Source organism: Legionella nagasakiensis (assembly GCF_900639915.1).
Lineage (GTDB): Bacteria > Pseudomonadota > Gammaproteobacteria > Legionellales > Legionellaceae > Legionella_A > Legionella_A nagasakiensis.
Genome location: NZ_CAAAID010000008.1, coordinates 1 through 21,758, shown reverse-complemented (window position 1 = coordinate 21,758; position 21,758 = coordinate 1). Strand labels below are relative to the sequence as shown.

Below are 21,758 nucleotides of genomic sequence, written 5' to 3'. Positions count from 1 at the left end.
AGCAATTAGCGGCTAGCCAATAACTGCAATGCTTGCCTAATTAACTGCTCACAGGATTGCTCCCCATCATCAATTCGCTTCACTGCTTTGGCTGCTTCCTGCGACTTATAGCCCAATGCCTCTAAAGCTTTGATGGCTTCCTCCTGAGCGTGAACGCTGATGGCCTCTTTCTCAGGCAGATCTGTGAGTTGAGAGAAATGCTGCACCATATCTTTCATTTCCACCACCAGCCGCTCAGCGGTCTTTTTACCGATGCCGGGTAGCCGATTTAATACTTGCGTATTTTGTTGCTGAATGCATTGCCTGAATTCCTTCGGGGTGATACTCGATAAAATGGTCATTGCCATTTTAGGGCCTATACCATTGACTTTAATTAATGCGCGAAATAAAGCACGCTCTTCTTGATGGATAAAACCGTATAATAGAAGTGCATCTTCACGGACGATGGTATGGATATGAAGATTCACCAGATCTTCCTGTGTTTCTAATTGCACAAACGTTTGCAACGAAGTTTCTACGTCATAACCCACGCCATTCACATCGACAACGAATTTTCCCGGCTGGGATTTATCAATAATTTTTCCTTGTAACCAACCAATCATCGCGCTCGTCTCCTGTTTGCGGCCAAGCCACGACGCACTGAAAACAAACCATGACGCATGTGGCTATGGCAAATGGCGATTGCTAAAGCATCTGCCGCATCACTTTGTGGAGCACTAGTAAGATTTAATAAATTTACCACCATGTGTTTAACCTGCTCTTTTTGCGCTGCTCCATAACCCACCACCGATTGCTTTATTTCTCTTGGCGAATATTCACTTACTGGAATACGGTGAGAAGCACAAGCCACCATTGCTACCCCGCGTGCATGACCTAATTTTAACGCCGCATTGGCATTTTGATGCATAAACACCTGTTCAATGGCAATTTCCTGTGGGTGATATTCATCCATGATTTGACAAATGCCATTAAAAATCTGCAACAATTTTTGACTTAACTCACCTTCAGAGGTGCGTATGCACCCGCTGTCAAGATAATAAAGCTGCCTACCTTGGCTTTCCCGAATAAGCCCATAGCCGGTGATGCGTGAGCCGGGGTCGATTCCCAGAATCACTGTCATTAGTCAGCCGTGGTAAAGTAGTTTTCTGGAAATTCTGCATTACTGTGAACAGATTGAACGTCGTCCAAATCTTCTAAGGCATCAATCAGTTTTTCTAACGTTTCCGCTGTATCGTTATTGATTTGAACTTTCGTAGTTGCTTGCATAGTGATTTCGGAATGTTCAATTTCAAAATCAGTGTCTTGCAATGCGTTAAGAATGGCATGATAAGCATCTGGTGAAGTAATGATTTCAATTTGGCCGTCAACTTCCACCACGTCTTCAGCTCCAGCCTCAATGGCAATATCCATCACCTCATCTTGCCGTGTAGATGGTGCCAATAAAATTTCGCCTTGTTTAGTAAACAAATAAGAAACAGAACCATCTGTACCTAAGTTCCCACCATGCTTAGTAAAAGCATGACGTACTTCTGAGACGGTGCGGTTCTTATTGTCTGACAAACAATCCACTAAAATCGCCACACCACCTGGCCCATAGCCTTCATAGCGCATCTCCATCATATTATTGCCTTCAAGTCCGCCGGCTCCGCGTTTAATAGCATTATCAATGGTATCACGCTTCATATTGGCTTTCAGTGCTTTCGTCACCGCATCACGTAATCTTGGGTTGGACGTTTCATCATCTCCCCCCATACGCGCTGCAACCGTAATTTCACGAATTAATTTAGTAAAAATCTTGCCTCGTTTTGCGTCCTGTGCGCCTTTACGAAACCGAATATTTGCCCATTTACTGTGACCTGCCATAATAACCTCATCTTACATAATGCCAAAGAATTATACCTTGCCATCAAAACATAGTGTAGTCCGTCTTACGTTTCGTTAATATGGACTACAATGATAAACTATCCATACTATCTCCATCAGAAATGGATGGGTATAATTACAGCTTACAAAGGAGAACGGTGGTGTATTTAACAGGATTTGGAAATCATCATCAAAGCGAAGCTATTCCAGGGGCTTTGCCCGAAAAACAAAATTCACCGCAACGATGTGAACTAGGACTGTATGCCGAACAATTAAGCGGCACAGCATTCACTCGCCCAAGACACCAAAATCTCTTTAGCTGGATGTACCGAATTTTACCATCCGTTGTGCAACAAGATTATGTACTTTATCCACAAAGTATTCAAAATCAATACACAGACGCATTACCCCCTACACCGTTTCGTTGGTCACCCCAAATCATGCTCGAAAAAAAGCAGGATTTCATTGATGGATTATTTCATTTTGCTGGGAATTCTCTGCTAAACGCTTACATCTATCAATGCAACCTATCGATGAGCACACGTTTTTTCAGTGATAACGACGGAGAATTATTATTTGTGCCTTATTTAGGTTCCATAAGATTACATACAGAATTTGGTAAAATGGAAATTTCTCCTGGATTAATAGCAGTCATTCCTCGTGGAATCAAATTTAAGGTCGAATTGCTTAATCCCTATGCCGCGGGCTATCTTTGTGAGAACAGCGCTTCTCCTCTTACCTTACCACAGCTAGGTCCAATAGGCGCCAATGGATTAGCCAATCCACGCCATTTTCTTTATCCTCACGCTGCATTTGAAGACATAAATGAAGAAGTTGAATTGATTTGCAAATTCCAACACCAATGGTGGATCGCAAAAGGCCAACATTCTCCTTTAAATGTTGTTGCCTGGCATGGAAATTACGCCCCATATTGCTATGATCTATCATTATTTAACACCTTAAATACCGTAAGTTTCGATCATCCCGATCCATCAATATTTACCGTTCTAACCTCGGAAAGTACAATGGTGGGTGTTGCGAATCTTGATTTTGTTATTTTTCCATCACGCTGGATGGTAGCCGAACATACATTTAGACCACCGTATTTTCATCGCAACATTATGAGTGAACTCATGGGACTCATTAAAGGAGAATACGATGCCAAAAAAGAAGGATTTTCTATTGGTGGAGTCAGCATTCACAATTACATGACAGCGCATGGTCCGGATGCAAATACCTATCAACAAGCAACCACCAAAAAACTTGAGCCAGAATACTATGAGAATACACTGGCATTTATGTTTGAATCACGTAAACCTTGGCAAGTGACTGAACAAGCCCTTAATCACCCAACACGCCAGCGGGATTATGCAGCTTGTTGGCAAGGATTAACACAGAACTTTAAAACGTTGGCCTAAGAGCTTTTTGAAAATCAACACTTATTTTAAAGATCCTTCTTTTCAAAGGACATTCATGCATAAATCATAAACATGATCCGCCCTTTTTAAAGAAAGGTTAGGAGGATTTTTAGAGCGTAAGACAATTAAAATAAATCTTCCTGAGTTAAACCAACCTGCTCAAGTAATCCGCGTAAAGCTTTCAAAGCTTCCACTTGAATTTGACGAACACGCTCACGTGTAAGATTAATTTCTTTACCGACCTCTTCCAGTGTCGATTTTTCGAAACCACGGAGGCCAAATCGTCTAGCAATAACTTGCTGCTGATTTTCAGTTAACTCACCCAAAAGAGATTCTATATGTGCTCTCAGATTTTCATCGGTCAGTAGTTCGGCTGGATTAACGCTGTTTTCATCAGGAATAGTATCCAGCAATGATTTGTTCTCTTCATATCCAATAGGCGTATCTACCGACGTCACTTTATCATTTAAACCCAATAATTTTTCAACATCTTCCAAAGGCTTATCAACCATCTCAGCAATTTCTTCTGCAGAAGGTTCGTGATCGAGCTTTTGGGTTAACTGTCTTGCAGCTCGTAAATAAACATTGAGTTCTTTTACAACATGTATAGGCAGGCGGATCGTGCGAGTTTGATTCATAATTGCTCGTTCAATTGTTTGACGAATCCACCAAGTGGCGTAGGTAGAAAAACGAAATCCGCGATCTGGATCAAATTTTTCAACGGCCTTCATTAATCCTAAGTTACCCTCCTCGATTAAATCAAGAAGTGGTAAACCGCGATTTAAGTAGCGTCTAGCTATCTTGACGACAAGACGCAAATTCGATTCAATCATTTTCTTACGCGCCGCAATATTCCCTTTTAATGCCAATTTAGAATAATGCACTTCTTCTTCAGCGCTAAGCAAAGGGGAAAAGCCAATCTCACTGAGGTAAATTTGCGTCGCATCCATGACCTTAGCCACATTTTTACCACGATGATAACTGGGAAAAAGTTCCTCATCGCTAAAATCTGGCACATCTTCATCACCATCATCGAGAATAAGATTATCATCATCTAATACAGACTCATCCTCATCAGAATGATTAGGATGCTGTTCTTCCTGTGGATTTAATCTTTTTTCTAAGGGTTCATCATTTGGGCACATTGTTCTACCTACTTAGTTTAACCAATTTTACATTTTATTGTGGTCTTAGAGGTTATTAACAAATTTGCACGACTACTCCCGAACTCATTGATTCTATTGTCACATTATCACCGCTAGTGACCTATACGTACTAAAATTTGAAAAAATTGATGATATTTATAAGCATATCAGAAATTCTTAAAAAATTCCTTTTCTATTCATGCTAAAGCATCCTGTGATCTTGATGAATTAAGTTCATGCCTACTAAAACAAGCAGATACATAATGCTATTTTATATTGTTGTAAAACAACAAGTTATTTGTCAACCTTTTTGCAAATAACTAAGCGGATTCACAGGCTTCCCAGCTTTCCTAATTTCAAAATGAAGTCCCCAATAACGCCTGTCTACCACCCCCATTTCCGCTATAATCTGGCCCGATCTAACATACTGCCCCTCACGTACCAAATTTCGTATATTATTTCCATAGGCTGTCAAGAATTGATGATTATGTTTGATGATAATTAAATTTCCATAACCAGATAAGCCATTCCCGGCATAAGCAACCACACCCGCCGCTGAAGCGCGCACTTTATCGCCTTTCTTGCCCGCAATATTAATGCCTTTTTTCCCCCGAGTAGGAATAAATTTTTCCACCACCCTGCCATAGACAGGCCATACCCATGACTTAGATTGAGTGCTTGTTACCTTCTTAGGTGGCGCTACTGTCTTGGGCATTGATTTATAGACATTAGGCTTCTTTGTTTTGCTGACTACAGGGGGAACAGACGCTCCTGCCAAACGTAGCACTTGACCAACATGTAATATATAAGGGCTCTGCAATTGATTTAATCTGGCCAATTCGCGGTAATCCTTATCATAACGAAATGCCACAGCGTATAACGTTTCACCACGCACAACAACATGCCGTTGATGCTTACCGCTTGCTGCCTTCCAATTCAACTCCACAACTGGCGCCAAATCTTCTCTTTGTGCGCAGGCACAAAGAGTCAGCAATAACAAATATGAAACCCATCGCCTCATTAGTAAACGCATGCTGTTAAGGCATCCACTGTATTAAAAAATAAATAATAATGAAGATTAGTATCGTCGACCAGCCAATCACATCAATATAATGCCGAAGTCGCGTTTCAATTCTAGCCCCCATAAAATACAATATGGCTGACACTAAAAAAAACCTCAGACCTCGACCTATCAGAGAACCAAATAGAAAAGGAAGAAAAGCCATGTGCATTGCTCCGGCCGCAATCGTAAATAATTTGTAAGGAAACGGCGTAAACCCTGCTAAAATGACTATCCAAACACCATGCTGTTCAAACCAATGCGCAATTTGATAATAACCAGATGCATAAGAAGAAACCAGATATGGTTCTATTAACTCCATACCGTACAAACCAATTACATAACCCAGTGCCCCTCCTAATACCGAAAAGAGTGTGGCAATGAAAGCGTAATACCATGCCCGTTGAGGGGCAGCTAATCCCATGCTAACTAACATGACATCAGGAGGAATTGGAAAAAAAGAAGACTCGGCAAATGAGACGCTAGCAAGATAATAGGGTGCATGCCGATGTCCAGACCAAAGCAGCGTTTTATCATATAAATAAGAAAATAACTTCATAACGTCCACTTTATTCCATCCGTCCAAGATGATACCTGCTCAAATATCTTATAATGCGTCATATCAAGATGCAGCGGGGTAATAGATACATACCCTCGACTGATTGCAAAAAAATCTGTTCCAGGACCTGCATCCGCTTCTACTCCTGGCGGCCCTATCCAATAAATTGAACGGCCACGAGGATCATATTCCTTAATGACCGGCTCAGCACCATGACGGGTGCCTAATCGAGTCACTTCAAGTCCCTGAATTTTATCTAAAGGCAAATCGGGTACATTAACATTAAGGATCGTTTGTGCAGGCAGGCGATGGGTTCGCAACTTTAAAATCAATTGCCGGGTTATGACAGCAGCAGTATCGTAATGCTGAATATTATCACCTACCATTGAAACGGCAATAGCCGGCAAGCCAAGGTAACGACCCTCCATCGCTGCCGCAACGGTTCCTGAGTACAAGATATCATCACCAAGATTAGCTCCCTCATTGATACCAGAAACCACCATATCAGCAGGCAACTCAAAAAAACCTGTCAGCGCCAAATGAACGCAATCCGTAGGTGTACCTTCAACACTATGATATCCATTATCCAACTTTTTTACTCTCAAAGGCTGTGACAGTGTCAAAGAATTACTGGCCCCACTTCGATTCCTATCGGGCGCCATCACCTCAATGTCCGCCACCATAGATAATTCATTTGCCAAAGAACGAATGCCAGGGGCAAATACCCCATCATCATTACTTATCAAAATGTTCATATCAACCCTCAGGTGATTCCAACCATTTCACAACAGCAAGGCGTTCTTTAAGCTGCTGTTTATTATGATTAAGCTGAATTTTCAATTCGGGCTGGTTCTGATTGTGCGTTAAAGACAACTCTTGCTTAGCTATTATCTCTTGTAAAGCCAAAATACGTTTGCCAAATTCTTGTGGGTTTGCGCGGAGTTGATAACCCATATCCTGCAATCTTGCTGCAATTTCTTCTAACTGTTTACAGCTCAACGCTGCATGAGAGCGTTCGGGACAATCCAACATTGCCTGCTGAAGCGCTTTAGGATTTGTAATATAATAATGCTCATCATGTGCTGAACAGCTTGTCAGACCCAATGAAACCATGGCCAGAGCAATACATTTTATCATCATTTGTCCTATAATAGGTTGCCTTTAATTGGGTCGATATTATCATCTGTTGCTATCTAAGGCTATGTATAGACAGATCCTTATATATTGGCTATCGTAGTAGCATTTTTTATTATCCCCTAAACAATCATGCTGGATTTTAAAACGGTTCGCGATGAACAAACCGGTGAATGGTTTCTTGAGACCTCAATTTGCGGCAAACTCTTATTAACAACCCCACAGCTTAATAAAGGCACTGCATTTACCCAAGAAGAACGTCGAGCCTTTGGACTACTTGGGAAACTACCCAATCGCGTCGAAACATTGGATGAACAAGTAAAACGCGCTTACATGCAATACGCAAGTTACACCACCCGGCTACAACAACATATTTATCTAAATAATCTGCATGATAAAAATCAAATACTATTTTATAAACTTCTAAGCCGTCATTTGGGAGAAATGCTCCCTATCATTTACACACCGATTGTTGGCACAGCCGTGAAATCCTATAGCCGGGAATATCGTCAACCAAGAGGCCTCTATATTGCCCATTCTGATCAAAATCAAATTGATGAAATTATTGGCAACCGTTCTAATCCGAATATTGACTTGGTTGTAGTAACAGATGGCGAAGGTGTATTAGGTATTGGCGATCAAGGGATAGGTGGTATGGACATCCCTGTTGCCAAACTCATGGTTTACAGTCTGTGTGGTGGTGTCGATCCTCTGCGAACGTTACCTGTGTTTCTTGATGTTGGCACCAATAACCAAGAATTATTAGCTGATCCCATGTATCTTGGCTGCCGTCATCCACGCATCAATGCTGAAAAATATGATGCTTTTGTTCATACGTTTGTAAATGCCATTCACAAACACTTTCCCAATGCATTTTTGCATTGGGAAGATCTAGGTCGCGGCAATGCCAGACGTATACTCAATCAATTTCAAAATGAATTATGTACGTTCAATGATGATATCCAAGGAACCGGCGCAGTAACCCTAGCTGCTTTACTTGCCGCCTGTGAAATAACTGGATCAAGTCTTGAACATCACCGCATTGTTGTTTATGGCGCTGGCTCAGCAGGTACAGGCATTAGTGATCAAATTATAGATGCAATGATGCGATGCGGTATCAGTCAACAAGAAGCCTACGCTCGTTTCTGGTTAATCGATCGCCAGGGATTATTAGTTCAAGGCGACCCAGATTTAACAGAATCCCAACTCCCTTATGCCCGCACACAAAATGAAATTATCAGCTGGTTTGAGCATGATAAAAAACACATCTCTCTGGCTGATACCGTTCGCAATATTAAACCGACCATTTTGATTGGCTGCTCTGCTCAACCGGGAGCATTTTCTCAAGACATCATCGAATCCATATCCACTCATTGCGAACGTCCAATTATTTTTCCACTCTCAAACCCTGATGAGCGATGTGAGGCACAACCTGCTGATATATTAGCGTGGAGCAACGGTAAGGCCCTTATCGCCACTGGTACTGCATTTCCTGCAATTGAATATCAAAATCGCATATTGCAAATAGCCCAATGCAACAATGCCTTGGTTTTTCCTGGCATCGGCCTTGGTATATTGGCAGTTCGTGCATCCAGGTTAAGTAAAGCAATGATTTGGGCAGCTACCCAAGCATTAAGTGATTTTTCGCCCAGCAAAAAAGACAGTTATCTGCCTCTTCTGCCTTCACTGGATGAAGCACAAATTGTAGCAAAACACATCGCCGTTGCTGTAGCTCACACTGCCATTGAAACCGGACTTGCTCAATGTAACCAAGATAAAGACCTTAATAAACTCGTGCAGGAATTCTTTTGGGTGCCACGCTATTTACCCTACAAACGAATATAGACCAATGTTCATTCCACAGGTATGGAGTAGCTCATAAAATCCCCTATTCTGGAGTAGGTTCCATAGCATTTAATTTTTTCTGAGCTTTAGAATCAGTTTGTTTATTTGTTGAAATGCTTGACTTGAATCGAATGATCACTTTTTTGAAACTGGCTCCTTTTGACTCCCAAGGGCGGGCGTATTTAAAAATCATCACCGTTTTTTGAGGATAAGTTTTGTCTGGCTGAAGTACAAAGGTAAACACCATTTCGCCACCTGCACCTATTAGCTGAGTTTTTGGCGCGATGTAAGTGCTGTCAATCAATGAAAATAATTTTTTATCATACTGCTTCACCGTCCACTGATAACCAGTGGTTGGATTGGCAGGTAATCTTACTCTAAATTGAGGGAGTGATTTATTAGCTTCCATCGTCATTGTATCTGCAGCATTAGTAATAAATGCACAACAAAATAATAAATACCCTATTATCAATTTCATATAGTTCATCCAGTCATCGTTAATGAATCAAGCCAACAAGGAGATGCAAAGGCCAGCGCATAATATATTGTTCCCTTGGATCTCCCCAAGCTGTTTGCAAATCATTTATAATCAGCTCAATGGGGTTTTCATGATTACGCTTTTGATATTCTTTCACCGCAGACCAAGTATTCAAATAACCTAATAATGCATACAAATCAAGATTTTTTTCTATTGTAAACTCAGGCGCTGTCATTTTTTGAAAAGGAAAAGGAATACTTTGATATTGTTCATCGATATAATGTCGCGCCAAAGGCCAATAACGCTCACCCAAAATATCCACATAGAGTTTGCGAATGAGCACATCCATTTTTTCATTAATTCTACCAAGTGAATAGCACCACGCCACAAAAACAGAGGAAGGCTGAGCAACGCGTTTAACTTCTCTATAAAAATTATCAAAATTAAACCAATGCAATGCCTGAGCAACCGTAATTAATTTCACAGAATGCTCAGGAAAAGGTGTTTGTTCTGAAGCACAACAAACATAATGAATACGCTTACAACGAGGTGCTATGACCAGCGGAGCAACATTAATATCCGTTGCTACAATCGAATTGAATCGTTTTGCTAAAGACAATGCAGCTTGGCCATTGCCTGTGCCACAATCCCAAACACGAGCATCCTCGCCAACTAAGGTCGCTAAAAAATCAAATAACGATTCAGGATAACTTGGCCGGTAACTTAAGTAATTTTCTGTTTGCTGATTAAAATGCTTGATATATTCCATAAAGAATCCACCAGCCATTAACGAGAGCCATAGAGTCATGAAAACCCACTATCAGGATTAATGCCGGGTTTTTCTGGTTGCAATTAAAAAAACATAGCCTGAATTTAACCATACCTAAGATAAGGCATAATCCAAACCATGCATCATAACTGCCCTTGGTTATGGCGTTTTAGTTGTCTTTTTAGCAGTTTCTCTCTTACCGGCTGCTTTTTTAAGCGCAGTCGTGTTTTCTTTTTCTTCCCAAGGTGCTTTCTCAGTTTCTGCATCTTGTGGATGGCAAGTAGGACAAGACTTATGGCAAAGGCATTTATGAGCACAAAGCACCAAACCAACTAAAAACATGGCTGCAATTCCAATACCATTCGCAGTAAGAATTGTCAGAATGGTTGCGATTAATAACAGGATAAGCCCCAATATCTCAAACCTATATACCCAAAAGCAACCATGGATCTTGTTTGATTGTTTCATAAAATCCTCCTTGAATAAATTTCTAACTGGGGGTACTACCATATTAGACCATAATTGATTTATAATAAATCAATATGTATTTTTATTTTATATCCAAATGTAAAAATATGTCAATAATCAATGGCATGATTGCACAAGTTGAATAAAACTTGCTAACCTATTTAAATATAACATATATTGCGATGAGGGAATATCCATGGTCAAAATCAACCGGTTTTTGCTTTTAGCATTTCTGTATTTTCTTACCTATACTACTTTTGCTCAAGTACGTCAGATTGCAATCACCATCGATGATTTACCGTTTGTAGGTACCACTCATAATAAGCCAGGAAACTTACAACGAGAGCACGACCGTTTTATGAAAATCATGCAGAGTTTGATTGACCATCGTGTCCCTGCCACGGGTTTTGTGGTTGGAGGTACCATTGAACAAGGCCAATGGCAATTATTGGAAGACTTTCAAAAAGCAGGATTTGTTATCGGAAACCACACGTATTCTCATCCAAATTTGAATCGTACTGCTCCTAAACAATACATCAATGATATTGCGCGTGCCGATCAAATCCTTGCCCCCTTAATGTCAAAACCTAAATATTTCCGATATCCATATCTAGCTGAAGGGAAAGGGGAGGCCAAACAAGAAGTACAAAATTTTCTCATCGAAAACGATTATATTATAGCGCCCGTCACAATCGACAGTAAGGACTTTCGTTTCAATGAGCAATTACTGGCTATTCATTGGCGAGAAAGAGATAAGCACCTGAATCAAATTAAAAAGCGATATCTTGATTATATCTGGCAACAAACATTAAGAGCTGAAAAAAAAGCGAAAGACCAACCAGTGGTTCAACAGATCTTGCTTATTCATGCAAATTTGCTGAATAGTCATGCTTTAGGAGATATTATTCAGATGTATAAAGACCATGGTTATCAGTTTGTCAGTCTTAGTGAAATTCTGAATCCCTCCGAACCACCTACACCATTGCTCTCTTCAATTCCATCAATACCCTTACCCTCTCTGGGCGCGATATAGGATTAAGCTATATCAACACAGTAAAGTTGCTGATACAGCCATCTTGTCGCATAATGTGCCAATTGTTAACTGGTTAAAGACGATTATGTCGAGAAATATATTCTGCATTAAATTAAATCAGGAAGCTGAAGGCATGAATGCCCCTCCCTTTCCTGGTCCATTGGGTGAAAAAATTTACGCCCAAGTTTCGAAGCAAGCCTGGAAAATGTGGCTGGATCATCAAACCATGTTGATCAATGAATATCGATTAAATCTTCTTGATCCTAAAGCGCGCGAATTTCTTCAAACTGAAATGAAACATTATTTTTTTGGTGAAGGTTCAGAAAAACCAGCCGGATTTTCTCCAGAAAAGTAAAATCAGCAGAAAAATTTATAAGATTTATAAAAAATGAAGATCCCTACTTGACTCAAATCCGTTCTCGGAGTTTAATAGCAACCTCTTGGGGCCAGATAGCTCAGTCGGTAGAGCAGAGGACTGAAAATCCTCGTGTCGGCAGTTCGATTCTGCCTCTGGCCACCATGAAATCAATAACTTACAATCGATTTGCCCCAGCGCATTCTAGCTCCAAGTGCGACAATCATTTTTATACTGCTGTATAAACAGTTCCTTAGGCATTTTAAATCCCAAACATTTTGGCTCTTTCCCATTTAAGGGGGCAGCTATTAATCACCCGCAGAGCACCTTAACACGCACTCTATAATTTGGCTCTTTCCCATTTAAGGGGCACTTTAATCAACTTAGTCTAGACTAAATCCTTGATTTGACGATCAAAAGGAGATTAAAGTGCCCCTTATTTGGTGTAGAGCCCCTAAGTCGCATACGTGCTTCCTATTCGCCTTTGAATTCTATATCAACGACGGTAATAAAGAGTTTCAGCAAATTTAATTCAACCTTGCTATGCTTTGGTAACTGATTGTGATGATAGCTCAATTGCAAATGCGCAACTGGAGAATTTGATAAATTAGCTATTCGATGTAAAGAGTAAAGCCTTTCTTGTGAAAGGGTATCTATTTATTTTGAGTACATAGTAATGAAATTTAATGTATATATTAAAATTTTGACTGCGTTCTTGGTGATTTTTTTAATTTTTGTTTTGGCATTTTTTAAATATTTAAAGTCAGTTGAGACAAAGATAGTTATTAATGCAGGGAAAACAATGTCACAAGGACTTTTAATTAGTTTAGAACATGAATTAATTAACAACCCGAAATCAAACTGGGATGCAATAATAAAGAAAAAGACAGATAATGTTGTTCATATTATAGCAATCGACACTCTAAAACTTACCTCGACGCAGAATAACCAATTAAATAATGGTGAGATAATTTTCTTATCAGGTACAACTTATCAATTTCTCAACTTGGTCATTGTAGAACATACAGCGTATAAAAAAATTGGTAATACCTCATACGCATTAGCTTATTATTTTTCAGATCCAGGCCAAGTTATTTTTCATTATATGAATCCTGCTTTAAAACAAATCGTTGAACATTTATTATTAAAGTCAAAAAATACATGGAATAAAGAAATAGTAAAGCTAGAAAAAATATACGGCTTCCCTCTTCATGTTTATAAAATCAAGAGCCAACATTTGCCAAGTAATATAATTAATTCGTTATCAACAAAGCGCCTAGTATTTGAAACAAATAAAAACTCGTCACAAATTGGTATTCTCTATTATGGTTTTAGTGGTGGAATACTCAAAATTGGCCCGCTTAGCTACCTACCAATTACAGCACGAATCAGTGATGTAATGTATTATTTTATATTGTCTTTCTTTTTCTTATCTCTTTGTCTTATTACATTTCTCTCACTGCTTTTTGTGAGGAATATGAAGAAGGTATATCAGATAACTAAAAATTTTAGTCAAGGGAACTTTGACTTTCATCGGAAAATAGGCACTACCTCTGTTTTGTATGGCCTATATATAAATATCATCCACATGGGTGAGCGATTAAAAGAATTAATTGAATCCCATAAACAAATGTGCCGCTTTGTCGCGCATGAAATTAGAACTCCTTTGTCAACCATACAAATGGCGATGGATAGTATCAAAAGGAAAAACGCGAAAGATGTACTACTCAATAAACAGATGAACAGCATACAAGAAGATATTGCAGACATGGATCGCATCGTCAGCACTTTTTTGATTTACTCAAAAATGCATTCAAGCGAATTAAAATTAAAAAAGTCCAAGACAGATATAATATTATGGTTAAGAGAATTATTAGAGCCTTATTCTTCATCGATATTTGAAATTACATTTCATGCTAATGGGTTAAATTCTTTGAGAGCATACATAGATGAAAATATTTTAAAGCATGCTGTTACTAATTTGATTACAAATGCCATGAAATTTGCGGCACACCATATTTCTTTAACCATTTCGCTGGATGATAGTCATATTTTAATTCACGTAGACGATGATGGCCCAGGCTTGCCGGATCATGGCGTGGATGACATTTTTTCTGAATATACGATCGCCGAAGATGCCGGAATTGGAGATAAACATATTGGGCTAGGATTAGCTATTGTTAAGAAAGTTGTTAATCTCCACGCAGGAAAGGTCATGGCTACACAATCACCGATATTAAAAGGCGCTAGATTCACAATGGTACTTCCACGATGGCAACCATAAAAACTACATGTTCTTTTCCGAACACTCCCTTATGGTTTCCATGAGGGTTTGGGGTCGTCCGAAGGACTATATTTTTCTCTTTCTTTTGCCCTGGATGATTCTGTTGATCTCATATAGCCAGGCTGATATTCTTCTCTCAATCGTCTAAGAATGGCCTTACATTGAGATTGAGATTGAGATTTAAATTGAGGACACGCGGTTCCTGTATCTTTTGATATAGCCACCTCTTGTTTCATATCAACCAGTGTGTCCATAGCCGCTGCTAGTTTGAGTTTTGCATCATCAAAACGTTTAGGGATAAATTCATCTTCATCGCCATTAATCACTTCTCCAGTCCCAAGGCCTCTTTCAAGCGCGCTTGTAACCTTACTCAACTCTGATTCAAACGTCGATAATAGCTCATTATTGCCCTTTGCAGATTGCAAGACTTCATGCAATTTTTCCACTACATCTTCTGGAATATAAAGAGTCCCTTCACCACATTTTCTATATTCACGCTTCTCAATAGGTAATGAGAGTAGCTCATCCGCCTTGTGTTGACTCATTTGAAATATTTGTCTAACGGATTGCTTCAGTTCTATGGGAATTGGTGGCGAATTGCCATATTTCAAAGATTCTAGAAGTTTATCACTAGCAGTCACCCTTCCATCTTTGCTATGTTCTTGCGCTATCTCGATAGGGGTTTGTCCTTCATTATTTTGCACTTCAAGACTAGCACCACAGTCCAATAACTTGTTAATGAGATTCAGTGGCTCTTTTCTATAATTATAAAAATTCTGTACGGCATAGTGCAGGGCAGTCATGCCTTTTTCATCAGCACTATTAATATCAGCACCATGCTTTAATAATAAATCAATGACACTAGCATTACTTGGGCCACCAATAAGGACTTTTCCACAACTTACCATTGCTAACTGCAACAAGGCTTTATTAGCTAGAATTGACTCTAGCATGTCTTCATGGCCTTTAAATACAGACGGTTCTTTTAAACCTAAGAGAAGTTCTAGTACGTCTCTATCTGTCAGTTGTTCTATAGGGTCTGCTCGATCTAAGATACCACGGACACGTGTTAAGTAATTTTCTTGTTCTTTGCCTAAAATTCGACGTTCCTGTTCAGCAAACCTTGCAACATTCTCTTCTTCAAGTTGTAATTCTGGAAAACCATCAATTTTTTCTAAATCTTGAATAGTTAGAATATCTCGACTTAAAGCTATTTTCGCTATCAGTTCCTCGCTGCCGTCTTTACCTAGCAGCGCACGTGCATATTCTATGGTGTTAACTTTTAATTCCTTAGCCGTTTTTGTTGAGGCAAATAAAGATTTTCGAACGGCAACTTGATCTTGACCATGATAAAAAATAACACTGTTTCCAGCCTTCCAAATATTTCCTGCCATCGATGTGATAGGGGCTTCCGGCGCAATTGATCGGAAGCCTGTTTGCGCATCTTGAGTGTCCCATGGACCAGTTCCACCAAACGTGATCTCCGGATGGTTTGCTGATACTCGTTCTAAAAAGGTTTTTTCTTGTTGGTTCGCTGCAGCATCAAGCTGACTGTCTGTATTACAGCCTTCTAAAGTCACAAAAACCTCACCATGATGTTCGGGCAATGCTTGTTTAAAACCAGATAATAATTTATCAAAATTCTGATCATATAAATGCTCATTTGGGCCATGGCAATTACCCAAACCATAATAGCCACCATTCCCATGCCCCATAATAAATAATTTCGGGTTTTCTTCGAATATATTGTTTAATTCATCTGGTAAGTCTCGTTTGAGTTCATCCCAACTGCTATAGATTTTTGGGGCTTTATCACACTGATCGAAAAAATAATACTTCAAATCGGAGCCCTCTAAATAGACGCCAATTGGAAGAAAGTGCTTAAACCGTTGTTTTAGGCGCGGGTTTACCACCACGCCTCTTTGCTCTTCAGGCAGTGGATGATCTGGATCTGGTTTATATATTAAGATTTCTATTGCAGCATCTTTCATGACTCAACTCGACAATATTACTTCATGCTAATAGGTTGATTTTATCAAGAATACTCAGCCAAAATGTATATAAATTGTACAAATATTCTCATTTTAAAATGATACTTTTGTCGAAGGCTATGATTATAGATTTGCAATATATTTCGCGAAGCTCTCATAACAGGATTTACGAAAAATCCCAAGGTCGAGGCAAAAGAATTTTTTAACAAAGAGATTGGGCTTTTTTGTCCTACATAAAATGGGTGGCTGTGATCTGTGTTTATTCCCAAGCCGCAGATACAAATACATATCCTTTTTTATGGATTGTTTTTATACGATAGGGTTTTTTATTATTATCATTCAATGCTTTTCTTAAACGTGATATTTTTAAATCGATGCTTCTATCAACCCCATCATATTCGTGCCCAGAAAGAGCATACATAATGCTATCTCTACTAAGCAATCTATCATGATTCTTAACCAACAAAGCAAGAACTTCAAAGTCACTGGTACTTATTGAAATTTCTTTATCAAAGAGATGAACACTCTTAGTACTAAAATTAATAGAAAAATTGCCAAATTGAAATTGATTTTGATTATTAACTAAATTAGGTCGACGTAACAATGCGTCGATTCTTGCTTTTAAAACCTCGTCTGCAACAGGTTTTGTTAGGTAGTCATCTGCTCCTAAGTTTAAAGAAGATACTTCACTTTCAATATCATTAACTGCTGTTAACATGAGTATTTTCCCCAAATAGTCCTCTCTAATTGTGTGACATATTTGATCTCCATTCATGCCAGGAAGCATTATATCTAATATGACCAGACAAGGTTGCTCACGAACGATGCGATAGACAGCCCTATCACCACGTTTTTCAATAGATACATCATAACCTGCTTCTTGTAGGCTTTCTTTGAGGTAATTGGCTAACTTAACGTTATCTTCTACAAGCAATATTGATTTATCTTTCATTCGTCCTTCCCAGGCCTCTTTGAAAATAAAAAACATAGAAACAAATTCAGTCTGAAATGATGTTTCAGTTCAGTGTTACATAGATATAAGAATGTAATCAAACACACGGCGCATCCGTACATTTTATATACAATTGATCTTTTTTAAAATGTAGGCAATGTCCATGCTCTGTATAGTGCACAATATCTGGTAAATAAAGCGCAAGATTAATGCAGTTAATTAAATCAAGTCATTTAATTGCTCATTCGCCTTTCGACAAATTAGATATTTATTAGTCATTTTGGCAAAATATGAGATTAAACATATTCTTCTCCAGGTCAAATGGATGTGGGGTTATGAAAAACATCAAGCGGCTTTACAAAGCCAGCTTGAAACACTACAAGCCATGATGTTGCAGTTCTTCATGATGTCCGATCTGCCGGTAGTTGTACCTGATGATAGAGATCCTCACCAAGTTGGAGCTGGCCTACGATTTTTCTCTCCACCTGAAGATAGGGATATAAGGCAAATGGCTGAGTGGCGGGCACAACATCCTGATCATGCAGCTGGTGCGGCGCCAGGAGGTGATGGTGCATATTAAACGTACGCCGCTGTTACCTACCCCTTCTCAATGGTTGAGTAATGAGGCTGAAAAGAAAATGACATCTCTTTCGCCTTGCTTTCCATGTCAGCTTTTGCTGGCAGGATCTGTCCCACTTGTCCCATTGATTTTTTATAAATTATTAATCTATCGGCAAAGAATAGAAACCTGCAATTGAATGGGACTAATATTTTGATTTAACTGCTTATGGAAATTTCGGGATAAAATCATTGGCTATCATGCGGCAAGCTCATTTGCTAATTGTTCAGTTTCCGAAGAACATGAATATACAGCATCTTTGCTTGTCGCACTTCTAGTTAGAATTTACCAGGCTTATTGGATGAATTGGAAATACAAATCTTACACAATAAAAGACTAAAAACCACAGACATAAGCTCTTAATGACTCGGGCAGCTTTCCTTCTAATGCATCCTCTGGTTTGCTTCTCTTTGCAGGTAAAATTTCATCTCTATCCTCGACAGTTTCCCCATCTTGCCTACTTCTCTTAGCGTTCTTAAGCATGTTATGAATAAAAAATGCAGCCTGTGTCTTAAGGGATACCAAACCTTTATTAAAAAGACGCTCCACCTCATAATCAGACTTGACTGATGGCAGTTTAGAACCTACGTTATCTGTAAGAAAGATTTTTGTGCTTTCGGGGATAGCAGCTCTTAAGGCATGGCGTTGTGCGACTGTCATTGCTTGTATTTCATGTAAGTCTAAATAAACCCTTCGAACAGAAGAAGGTAGCCGAAGTTGTTGTATACTTTCTACAGTCATGCGATTTAATGCATTGCCGCTCAAATTAAGCACGTTTACAGAATCAGGAATGACGCGGAAGGCTTCGGCTAATTCGGCGCCAGTTTTATTACCAAAGCCATTGTTCCACAAATTAAGCTCTGTCACTTGAGCAGGAATGGCAGCAAATATTTGGACTAATTCAGCGCCAGTTTTATTGCCAAGGCCATTCCAACCCAAATCAAGCTCTGTCACTTGAGCAGGAATGGCGCGAAAGGCTTCAACTAATTCGGCGCCCGTTTTTTTATTACCGAGGTTATTCTGCCTCAAATAAAGCGTTGTCACTTGAGCAGGAATAGCGTGAAAAGCTTCGGCTAATTCGGCGCCCGTTTTATTGCCGAGATCATTCCCGGTCAAATCAAGCATTGTCACGGAAATAGGAATGGCACGAAAGGCTTCAGCTAATTCGGCACCGGTTTTATTGCCAAGACCATTTCCGCTCAAATCAAGCTCTGTCACTTGAGCAGGAATGGTACGAAAGGCTTCAGCTAATTCGGCGCCCGTTTTTTTATTACCGAGGTTATTCTGCCCCAAATAAAGCATTGTCACAGAATTAGGAATAGCACGAAAGGCTTTAGCTAATTCGGCGCCCGTTTTATTGCCGAGATCATTCCACCTCAAATCAAGCATTGTCACTTGAGCAGGAATAGCGTGAAAAGCTTCGGCTAATTCGGCGCCGGTTTTATTGCCGAGCTCATTATCCCTCAAATCAAGCATTGTCACGGAAATAGGAATGGCACGAAAGGCTTCGGCTAATTCGGCGCCGGTTTTATTGCCAAGATTATTCCCGGTCAAATCAAGCATTGTCACGGAAATAGGAATGGCACGAAAGGCTTCAGCTAATTCAGCACCGGTTTTATTGCCAAGACCATTCCCGCCCAAATAAAGCACCGTCACGGAATCAGGAATGGCACGAAAGGCTTCGGCTAATTCGGCGCCGGTTTTATTGCCAAGATCATTCTCGCCCAAATAAAGCACCGTCACGGAATCAGGAATGGCACGAAAGGCTTCAGCTAATTCGGCGCCGGTTTTATTGCCGAGCTCATTATCCCTCAAATCAAGCTCTGTCACTTGAGCAGGAATGGTGTGAAAGGCTCGAACTAATGCAGCGCCATATAATTGCTCGAGGTAGGAAAGGCAGTGATACATTCAGACTATTTCCATAATGCATTAAAAAACTGATTATATACTATACAATAAGTGTTATACAACAACAAACAATAGCATCGTTTTACAAATCAAGTCTATTGTTTCAGTAAAAGTCTTTTGAGATTTTTTTGTCAGCCTGTAGCGCAAATTAATATATTCAATTTTAATGATGAATTTAGTTTACGGCTATTTTTGATTTTTTTGATAAAGTATAATAACTACGCTTCTTAGACATTCTATTCTCCTTTTATTACCTGGAAAAATAGCTCTTAAAAAGTATATGACTAAAACCTCTCAATATTAACTGAGTTAGAAATGATTACACTCCGTGAACCCTCCGTCCAGGATGAAGCTATATTTGTTTCTACAATGCAAAATAGCCGCGATTTTCATTTTCCTTTTATAACGGCTCCCTGTTCTTCCGAAGAATTCCAAACTTATTTAATTAAAAGCCAACTGGAGAGCGAACAATATTATATTGCCTGGGATAGCAACCAACAGATTATCGGGGTTTTTAATATCAGTGGTATCATGCATGGCGTCTTTAAAAGTGCCTACTTAGGCTATTATGCATCTGTAGATCATGCTAAAAAGGGCCTAATGAGTCAGGCATTAAGGCTTGTCCTTAAAGAGATATTCACCTCTTTAGATTTACATCGAATTGAAGCAAACATTCAACCAGACAATTCTGCGTCCATCCATCTGGCAACAAGAAACGGTTTTTTAAAAGAAGGTTTTTCTCCTCGCTATTTAAAAATTAATGACATCTGGCAAGATCATTTTCGTTTTGCGTTAACTTTTGAAGATTGGTTAGCAAATCAAACATAGGAATCTCTACTCATGCAATGTCTCAAAACCTCTCGCTTGATACTCAGACGATGGCATGAAAAAGATAGAAAGCCATTTTTTCAAATTAATCAGGATCATAAAGTTCTTGAGTTTTTGCCTGGACCAATGTCTAAGGAACAAATCAAAGACTTTATGAGATGTCAAAATCAACAATTAGAAAACCGTTATTACATGTTATGGGCAGCAGAATTACAAGACACTGGCGACCTCATTGGATTTGTTGGACTGAATTATTTTGACAAGCCAGCACACTTTTCCCCAGCTGTTGAGATTGGCTGGCGTTTAGGTTCTCAATACTGGGGTTTTGGCTATGCAACGGAGGGGGCTTTGGCCTCTCTAGATTATGGGTTTAATCAGCTTGGAATCAATGAAATAGTCGCATTTACAGTACCAGACAACCTCCGCTCGCGAAAAGTCATGGAAAAAATTGGCATGGTACAAGACATTGATGGTTCTTTTACCCATCCTAAACTTCCGCCTGATCATCGATTATCGAAACATGTCTTGTATCGGATTCAGAAGTCCTAATGGTAATGATGCCCACAATTTTGAGGCTTAAGCTATTTTATGTATTAAATTCAAGCTAGATGAGATGAAGGGTATTCCGAGAAAACTTTGATGTGGTCAAGCAAATTTGTACACCCCAGTTAAGCGACGTTTTTCATTAACCCCCAGAACCTGTTTTCAAATTGATTCGGACTTTGATAATCTAAAAACGAATGCAACCTTTGATTATTATAAAACATGGTCATGTAATCCAGAATATCCTGTTTTGCCTCGCGTCTGGTTTGATAATTACGCCAATGAATTAATTCATTTTTCAAGCGGCTGAAAAAGCTCTCAGCAACACTATTATCCCAGCAATCGCCTTTTTTACTCATGCTGCCCACAAGACCATGCTGATTGAGCAAGTCACGATATTGTTTGCTGGCATATTGTGAGCCTCTATCGGAATGCACGATAAGGCCTGCTTTGGGCTTTCTTTGCCAAATTGCCATGGTTAACGCATCACAAACCGTGTCAGCCTT

Annotated in this window: 23 protein-coding genes and 1 tRNA gene; 9 read left to right on the top strand and 15 right to left on the bottom strand. The window is 39.4% G+C overall.

What is annotated here, in order from left to right; translation table 11 throughout:
* Positions 1-5 precede the first annotated feature (5 nt).
* The 3 genes from ruvA to E1O52_RS07930 are packed head-to-tail and all read right to left on the bottom strand — an operon-like array spanning position 6 to position 1,863.
* Complete coding sequence (ruvA, locus tag E1O52_RS07940; protein WP_133128180.1) at positions 6-602, bottom strand: Holliday junction branch migration protein RuvA; 597 nt, start codon at positions 600-602, stop codon at positions 6-8.
* Positions 599-1,120, bottom strand: a complete 522-nt coding sequence (gene ruvC / locus E1O52_RS07935) for a crossover junction endodeoxyribonuclease RuvC (protein ID WP_133128179.1) — start codon at positions 1,118-1,120, stop codon at positions 599-601. The genes ruvA and ruvC overlap by 4 nt, the downstream gene beginning before the upstream one ends.
* A complete protein-coding gene (locus tag E1O52_RS07930; protein WP_133128178.1) occupies positions 1,120-1,863 on the bottom strand; it encodes a YebC/PmpR family DNA-binding transcriptional regulator in 744 nt (247 codons plus the stop codon). Before E1O52_RS07930 ends, ruvC begins: the two co-directional genes overlap by 1 nt.
* Positions 1,864-2,024: 161 nt before the next feature.
* On the opposite strand from E1O52_RS07930, the gene hmgA reads away from it, so the two are divergent.
* The gene (hmgA, locus tag E1O52_RS07925; protein WP_133128263.1) at positions 2,025-3,281 is read left to right on the top strand and encodes a homogentisate 1,2-dioxygenase; all 1,257 of its coding nucleotides are present in this window, start codon (positions 2,025-2,027) and stop codon (positions 3,279-3,281) included.
* Between the two features lie 125 nt (positions 3,282-3,406).
* Here the strand turns inward: hmgA and rpoS are convergent, their stop codons facing one another.
* The 5 genes from rpoS to E1O52_RS07900 form a co-directional block, all read right to left on the bottom strand.
* The gene (gene rpoS, locus E1O52_RS07920; RefSeq protein WP_133128177.1) at positions 3,407-4,426 is read right to left on the bottom strand and encodes an RNA polymerase sigma factor RpoS; all 1,020 of its coding nucleotides are present in this window, start codon (positions 4,424-4,426) and stop codon (positions 3,407-3,409) included.
* A gap of 301 nt (positions 4,427-4,727) precedes the next feature.
* A complete protein-coding gene (locus E1O52_RS07915; RefSeq protein WP_133128176.1) occupies positions 4,728-5,459 on the bottom strand; it encodes a peptidoglycan DD-metalloendopeptidase family protein in 732 nt (243 codons plus the stop codon).
* Positions 5,460-5,463: 4 nt separating this feature from the next.
* Positions 5,464-6,045, bottom strand: a complete 582-nt coding sequence (locus E1O52_RS07910; protein WP_133128175.1) for a YqaA family protein — start codon at positions 6,043-6,045, stop codon at positions 5,464-5,466.
* Positions 6,042-6,800 (bottom strand): 5'/3'-nucleotidase SurE, encoded by a 759-nt coding sequence (gene surE / locus E1O52_RS07905; protein ID WP_133128174.1) that lies wholly within the window; start codon positions 6,798-6,800, stop codon positions 6,042-6,044. The genes E1O52_RS07910 and surE overlap by 4 nt, the downstream gene beginning before the upstream one ends.
* Position 6,801: 1 nt before the next feature.
* Positions 6,802-7,185 carry a hypothetical protein gene (locus tag E1O52_RS07900; RefSeq protein ID WP_133128173.1) on the bottom strand — a complete coding sequence of 128 codons (384 nt, stop codon included), beginning with the start codon at positions 7,183-7,185 and terminating at the stop codon, positions 6,802-6,804.
* 126 nt (positions 7,186-7,311) lie between these two features.
* Between E1O52_RS07900 and E1O52_RS07895 the strand changes: the two genes are divergently transcribed.
* Positions 7,312-9,024, top strand: a complete 1,713-nt coding sequence (locus E1O52_RS07895) for an NAD-dependent malic enzyme (protein WP_133128172.1) — start codon at positions 7,312-7,314, stop codon at positions 9,022-9,024.
* A gap of 43 nt (positions 9,025-9,067) precedes the next feature.
* Here the strand turns inward: E1O52_RS07895 and E1O52_RS07890 are convergent, their stop codons facing one another.
* From E1O52_RS07890 to E1O52_RS07880, 3 genes are all read right to left on the bottom strand, one after another.
* A complete protein-coding gene (locus E1O52_RS07890; protein WP_133128171.1) occupies positions 9,068-9,502 on the bottom strand; it encodes a protease inhibitor I42 family protein in 435 nt (144 codons plus the stop codon).
* A 19-nt stretch (positions 9,503-9,521) separates the two neighbouring features.
* Positions 9,522-10,310, bottom strand: coding sequence for a class I SAM-dependent methyltransferase (locus tag E1O52_RS07885; RefSeq protein ID WP_133128170.1), 789 nt, complete (start codon positions 10,308-10,310; stop codon positions 9,522-9,524).
* Positions 10,311-10,430: 120 nt separating this feature from the next.
* A complete protein-coding gene (locus tag E1O52_RS07880) occupies positions 10,431-10,739 on the bottom strand; it encodes a hypothetical protein (RefSeq protein WP_133128169.1) in 309 nt (102 codons plus the stop codon).
* Between the two features lie 196 nt (positions 10,740-10,935).
* Here E1O52_RS07880 and E1O52_RS07875 point away from each other — a divergent pair, with 196 nt between their 5' ends.
* The 4 genes from E1O52_RS07875 (at position 10,936) to E1O52_RS07855 (ending at position 14,411) form a co-directional block, all read left to right on the top strand.
* Positions 10,936-11,772 (top strand): polysaccharide deacetylase family protein, encoded by an 837-nt coding sequence (locus E1O52_RS07875; protein ID WP_133128168.1) that lies wholly within the window; start codon positions 10,936-10,938, stop codon positions 11,770-11,772.
* Positions 11,773-11,857: 85 nt separating this feature from the next.
* Positions 11,858-12,127: an oxidative damage protection protein gene (locus tag E1O52_RS07870; RefSeq protein WP_133128167.1), complete on the top strand. Its 270-nt coding sequence runs from the start codon at positions 11,858-11,860 to the stop codon at positions 12,125-12,127.
* Positions 12,128-12,216: 89 nt separating this feature from the next.
* Positions 12,217-12,292, top strand: a tRNA-Phe gene (locus E1O52_RS07865).
* A gap of 511 nt (positions 12,293-12,803) precedes the next feature.
* Positions 12,804-14,411, top strand: coding sequence for a sensor histidine kinase (locus E1O52_RS07855; protein WP_133128166.1), 1,608 nt, complete (start codon positions 12,804-12,806; stop codon positions 14,409-14,411).
* Between the two features lie 29 nt (positions 14,412-14,440).
* On the opposite strand, the gene E1O52_RS07850 is transcribed toward E1O52_RS07855, so the two are convergent.
* Together E1O52_RS07850 and E1O52_RS07845 are read right to left on the bottom strand one after the other, a co-directional pair.
* Complete coding sequence (locus E1O52_RS07850; protein ID WP_133128165.1) at positions 14,441-16,402, bottom strand: ankyrin repeat domain-containing protein; 1,962 nt, start codon at positions 16,400-16,402, stop codon at positions 14,441-14,443.
* Between the two features lie 259 nt (positions 16,403-16,661).
* A complete protein-coding gene (locus tag E1O52_RS07845) occupies positions 16,662-17,354 on the bottom strand; it encodes a response regulator (RefSeq protein WP_133128164.1) in 693 nt (230 codons plus the stop codon).
* 325 nt (positions 17,355-17,679) lie between these two features.
* On the opposite strand from E1O52_RS07845, the gene E1O52_RS07840 reads away from it, so the two are divergent.
* Positions 17,680-17,934 (top strand): hypothetical protein, encoded by a 255-nt coding sequence (locus tag E1O52_RS07840; protein WP_133128163.1) that lies wholly within the window; start codon positions 17,680-17,682, stop codon positions 17,932-17,934.
* Positions 17,935-18,309: 375 nt separating this feature from the next.
* On the opposite strand, the gene E1O52_RS07830 is transcribed toward E1O52_RS07840, so the two are convergent.
* Positions 18,310-19,881 (bottom strand): leucine-rich repeat domain-containing protein, encoded by a 1,572-nt coding sequence (locus E1O52_RS07830; RefSeq protein WP_133128161.1) that lies wholly within the window; start codon positions 19,879-19,881, stop codon positions 18,310-18,312.
* Positions 19,882-20,196: 315 nt separating this feature from the next.
* Here E1O52_RS07830 and E1O52_RS07825 point away from each other — a divergent pair, with 315 nt between their 5' ends.
* Complete coding sequence (locus E1O52_RS07825) at positions 20,197-20,709, top strand: GNAT family N-acetyltransferase (RefSeq protein WP_133128160.1); 513 nt, start codon at positions 20,197-20,199, stop codon at positions 20,707-20,709.
* A gap of 12 nt (positions 20,710-20,721) precedes the next feature.
* On the top strand, positions 20,722-21,258 hold the full coding sequence (locus tag E1O52_RS07820) for a GNAT family N-acetyltransferase (protein WP_133128159.1): 537 nt from the start codon (positions 20,722-20,724) through the stop codon (positions 21,256-21,258).
* A gap of 119 nt (positions 21,259-21,377) precedes the next feature.
* Here E1O52_RS07820 and E1O52_RS07815 read toward each other — a convergent pair.
* Positions 21,378-21,758 (bottom strand): IS3 family transposase (locus E1O52_RS07815; protein ID WP_133128158.1); only part of this gene is annotated, 381 nt, incomplete at its 5' end.

What these genes read in the sequence shown, in the direction of transcription:
- ruvA (WP_133128180.1), bottom strand. Translation starts at nt 602, where the DNA reads ATGATTGGTTGGTTACAAGGAAAAATTATTGATAAATCCCAGCCGGGA.
- ruvC (WP_133128179.1), bottom strand. Translation starts at nt 1,120, where the DNA reads ATGACAGTGATTCTGGGAATCGACCCCGGCTCACGCATCACCGGCTAT.
- E1O52_RS07930 (WP_133128178.1), bottom strand. Translation starts at nt 1,863, where the DNA reads ATGGCAGGTCACAGTAAATGGGCAAATATTCGGTTTCGTAAAGGCGCA.
- rpoS (WP_133128177.1), bottom strand. Translation starts at nt 4,426, where the DNA reads ATGTGCCCAAATGATGAACCCTTAGAAAAAAGATTAAATCCACAGGAA.
- E1O52_RS07915 (WP_133128176.1), bottom strand. Translation starts at nt 5,459, where the DNA reads ATGCGTTTACTAATGAGGCGATGGGTTTCATATTTGTTATTGCTGACT.
- E1O52_RS07910 (WP_133128175.1), bottom strand. Translation starts at nt 6,045, where the DNA reads ATGAAGTTATTTTCTTATTTATATGATAAAACGCTGCTTTGGTCTGGA.
- surE (WP_133128174.1), bottom strand. Translation starts at nt 6,800, where the DNA reads ATGAACATTTTGATAAGTAATGATGATGGGGTATTTGCCCCTGGCATT.
- E1O52_RS07900 (WP_133128173.1), bottom strand. Translation starts at nt 7,185, where the DNA reads ATGATGATAAAATGTATTGCTCTGGCCATGGTTTCATTGGGTCTGACA.
- E1O52_RS07895 (WP_133128172.1), top strand. Translation starts at nt 7,312, where the DNA reads ATGCTGGATTTTAAAACGGTTCGCGATGAACAAACCGGTGAATGGTTT.
- E1O52_RS07890 (WP_133128171.1), bottom strand. Translation starts at nt 9,502, where the DNA reads ATGAAATTGATAATAGGGTATTTATTATTTTGTTGTGCATTTATTACT.
- E1O52_RS07885 (WP_133128170.1), bottom strand. Translation starts at nt 10,310, where the DNA reads ATGACTCTATGGCTCTCGTTAATGGCTGGTGGATTCTTTATGGAATAT.
- E1O52_RS07880 (WP_133128169.1), bottom strand. Translation starts at nt 10,739, where the DNA reads ATGAAACAATCAAACAAGATCCATGGTTGCTTTTGGGTATATAGGTTT.
- E1O52_RS07875 (WP_133128168.1), top strand. Translation starts at nt 10,936, where the DNA reads ATGGTCAAAATCAACCGGTTTTTGCTTTTAGCATTTCTGTATTTTCTT.
- E1O52_RS07870 (WP_133128167.1), top strand. Translation starts at nt 11,858, where the DNA reads ATGTCGAGAAATATATTCTGCATTAAATTAAATCAGGAAGCTGAAGGC.
- E1O52_RS07855 (WP_133128166.1), top strand. Translation starts at nt 12,804, where the DNA reads ATGAAATTTAATGTATATATTAAAATTTTGACTGCGTTCTTGGTGATT.
- E1O52_RS07850 (WP_133128165.1), bottom strand. Translation starts at nt 16,402, where the DNA reads ATGAAAGATGCTGCAATAGAAATCTTAATATATAAACCAGATCCAGAT.
- E1O52_RS07845 (WP_133128164.1), bottom strand. Translation starts at nt 17,354, where the DNA reads ATGAAAGATAAATCAATATTGCTTGTAGAAGATAACGTTAAGTTAGCC.
- E1O52_RS07840 (WP_133128163.1), top strand. Translation starts at nt 17,680, where the DNA reads ATGTGGGGTTATGAAAAACATCAAGCGGCTTTACAAAGCCAGCTTGAA.
- E1O52_RS07830 (WP_133128161.1), bottom strand. Translation starts at nt 19,881, where the DNA reads ATGTATCACTGCCTTTCCTACCTCGAGCAATTATATGGCGCTGCATTA.
- E1O52_RS07825 (WP_133128160.1), top strand. Translation starts at nt 20,197, where the DNA reads ATGATTACACTCCGTGAACCCTCCGTCCAGGATGAAGCTATATTTGTT.
- E1O52_RS07820 (WP_133128159.1), top strand. Translation starts at nt 20,722, where the DNA reads ATGCAATGTCTCAAAACCTCTCGCTTGATACTCAGACGATGGCATGAA.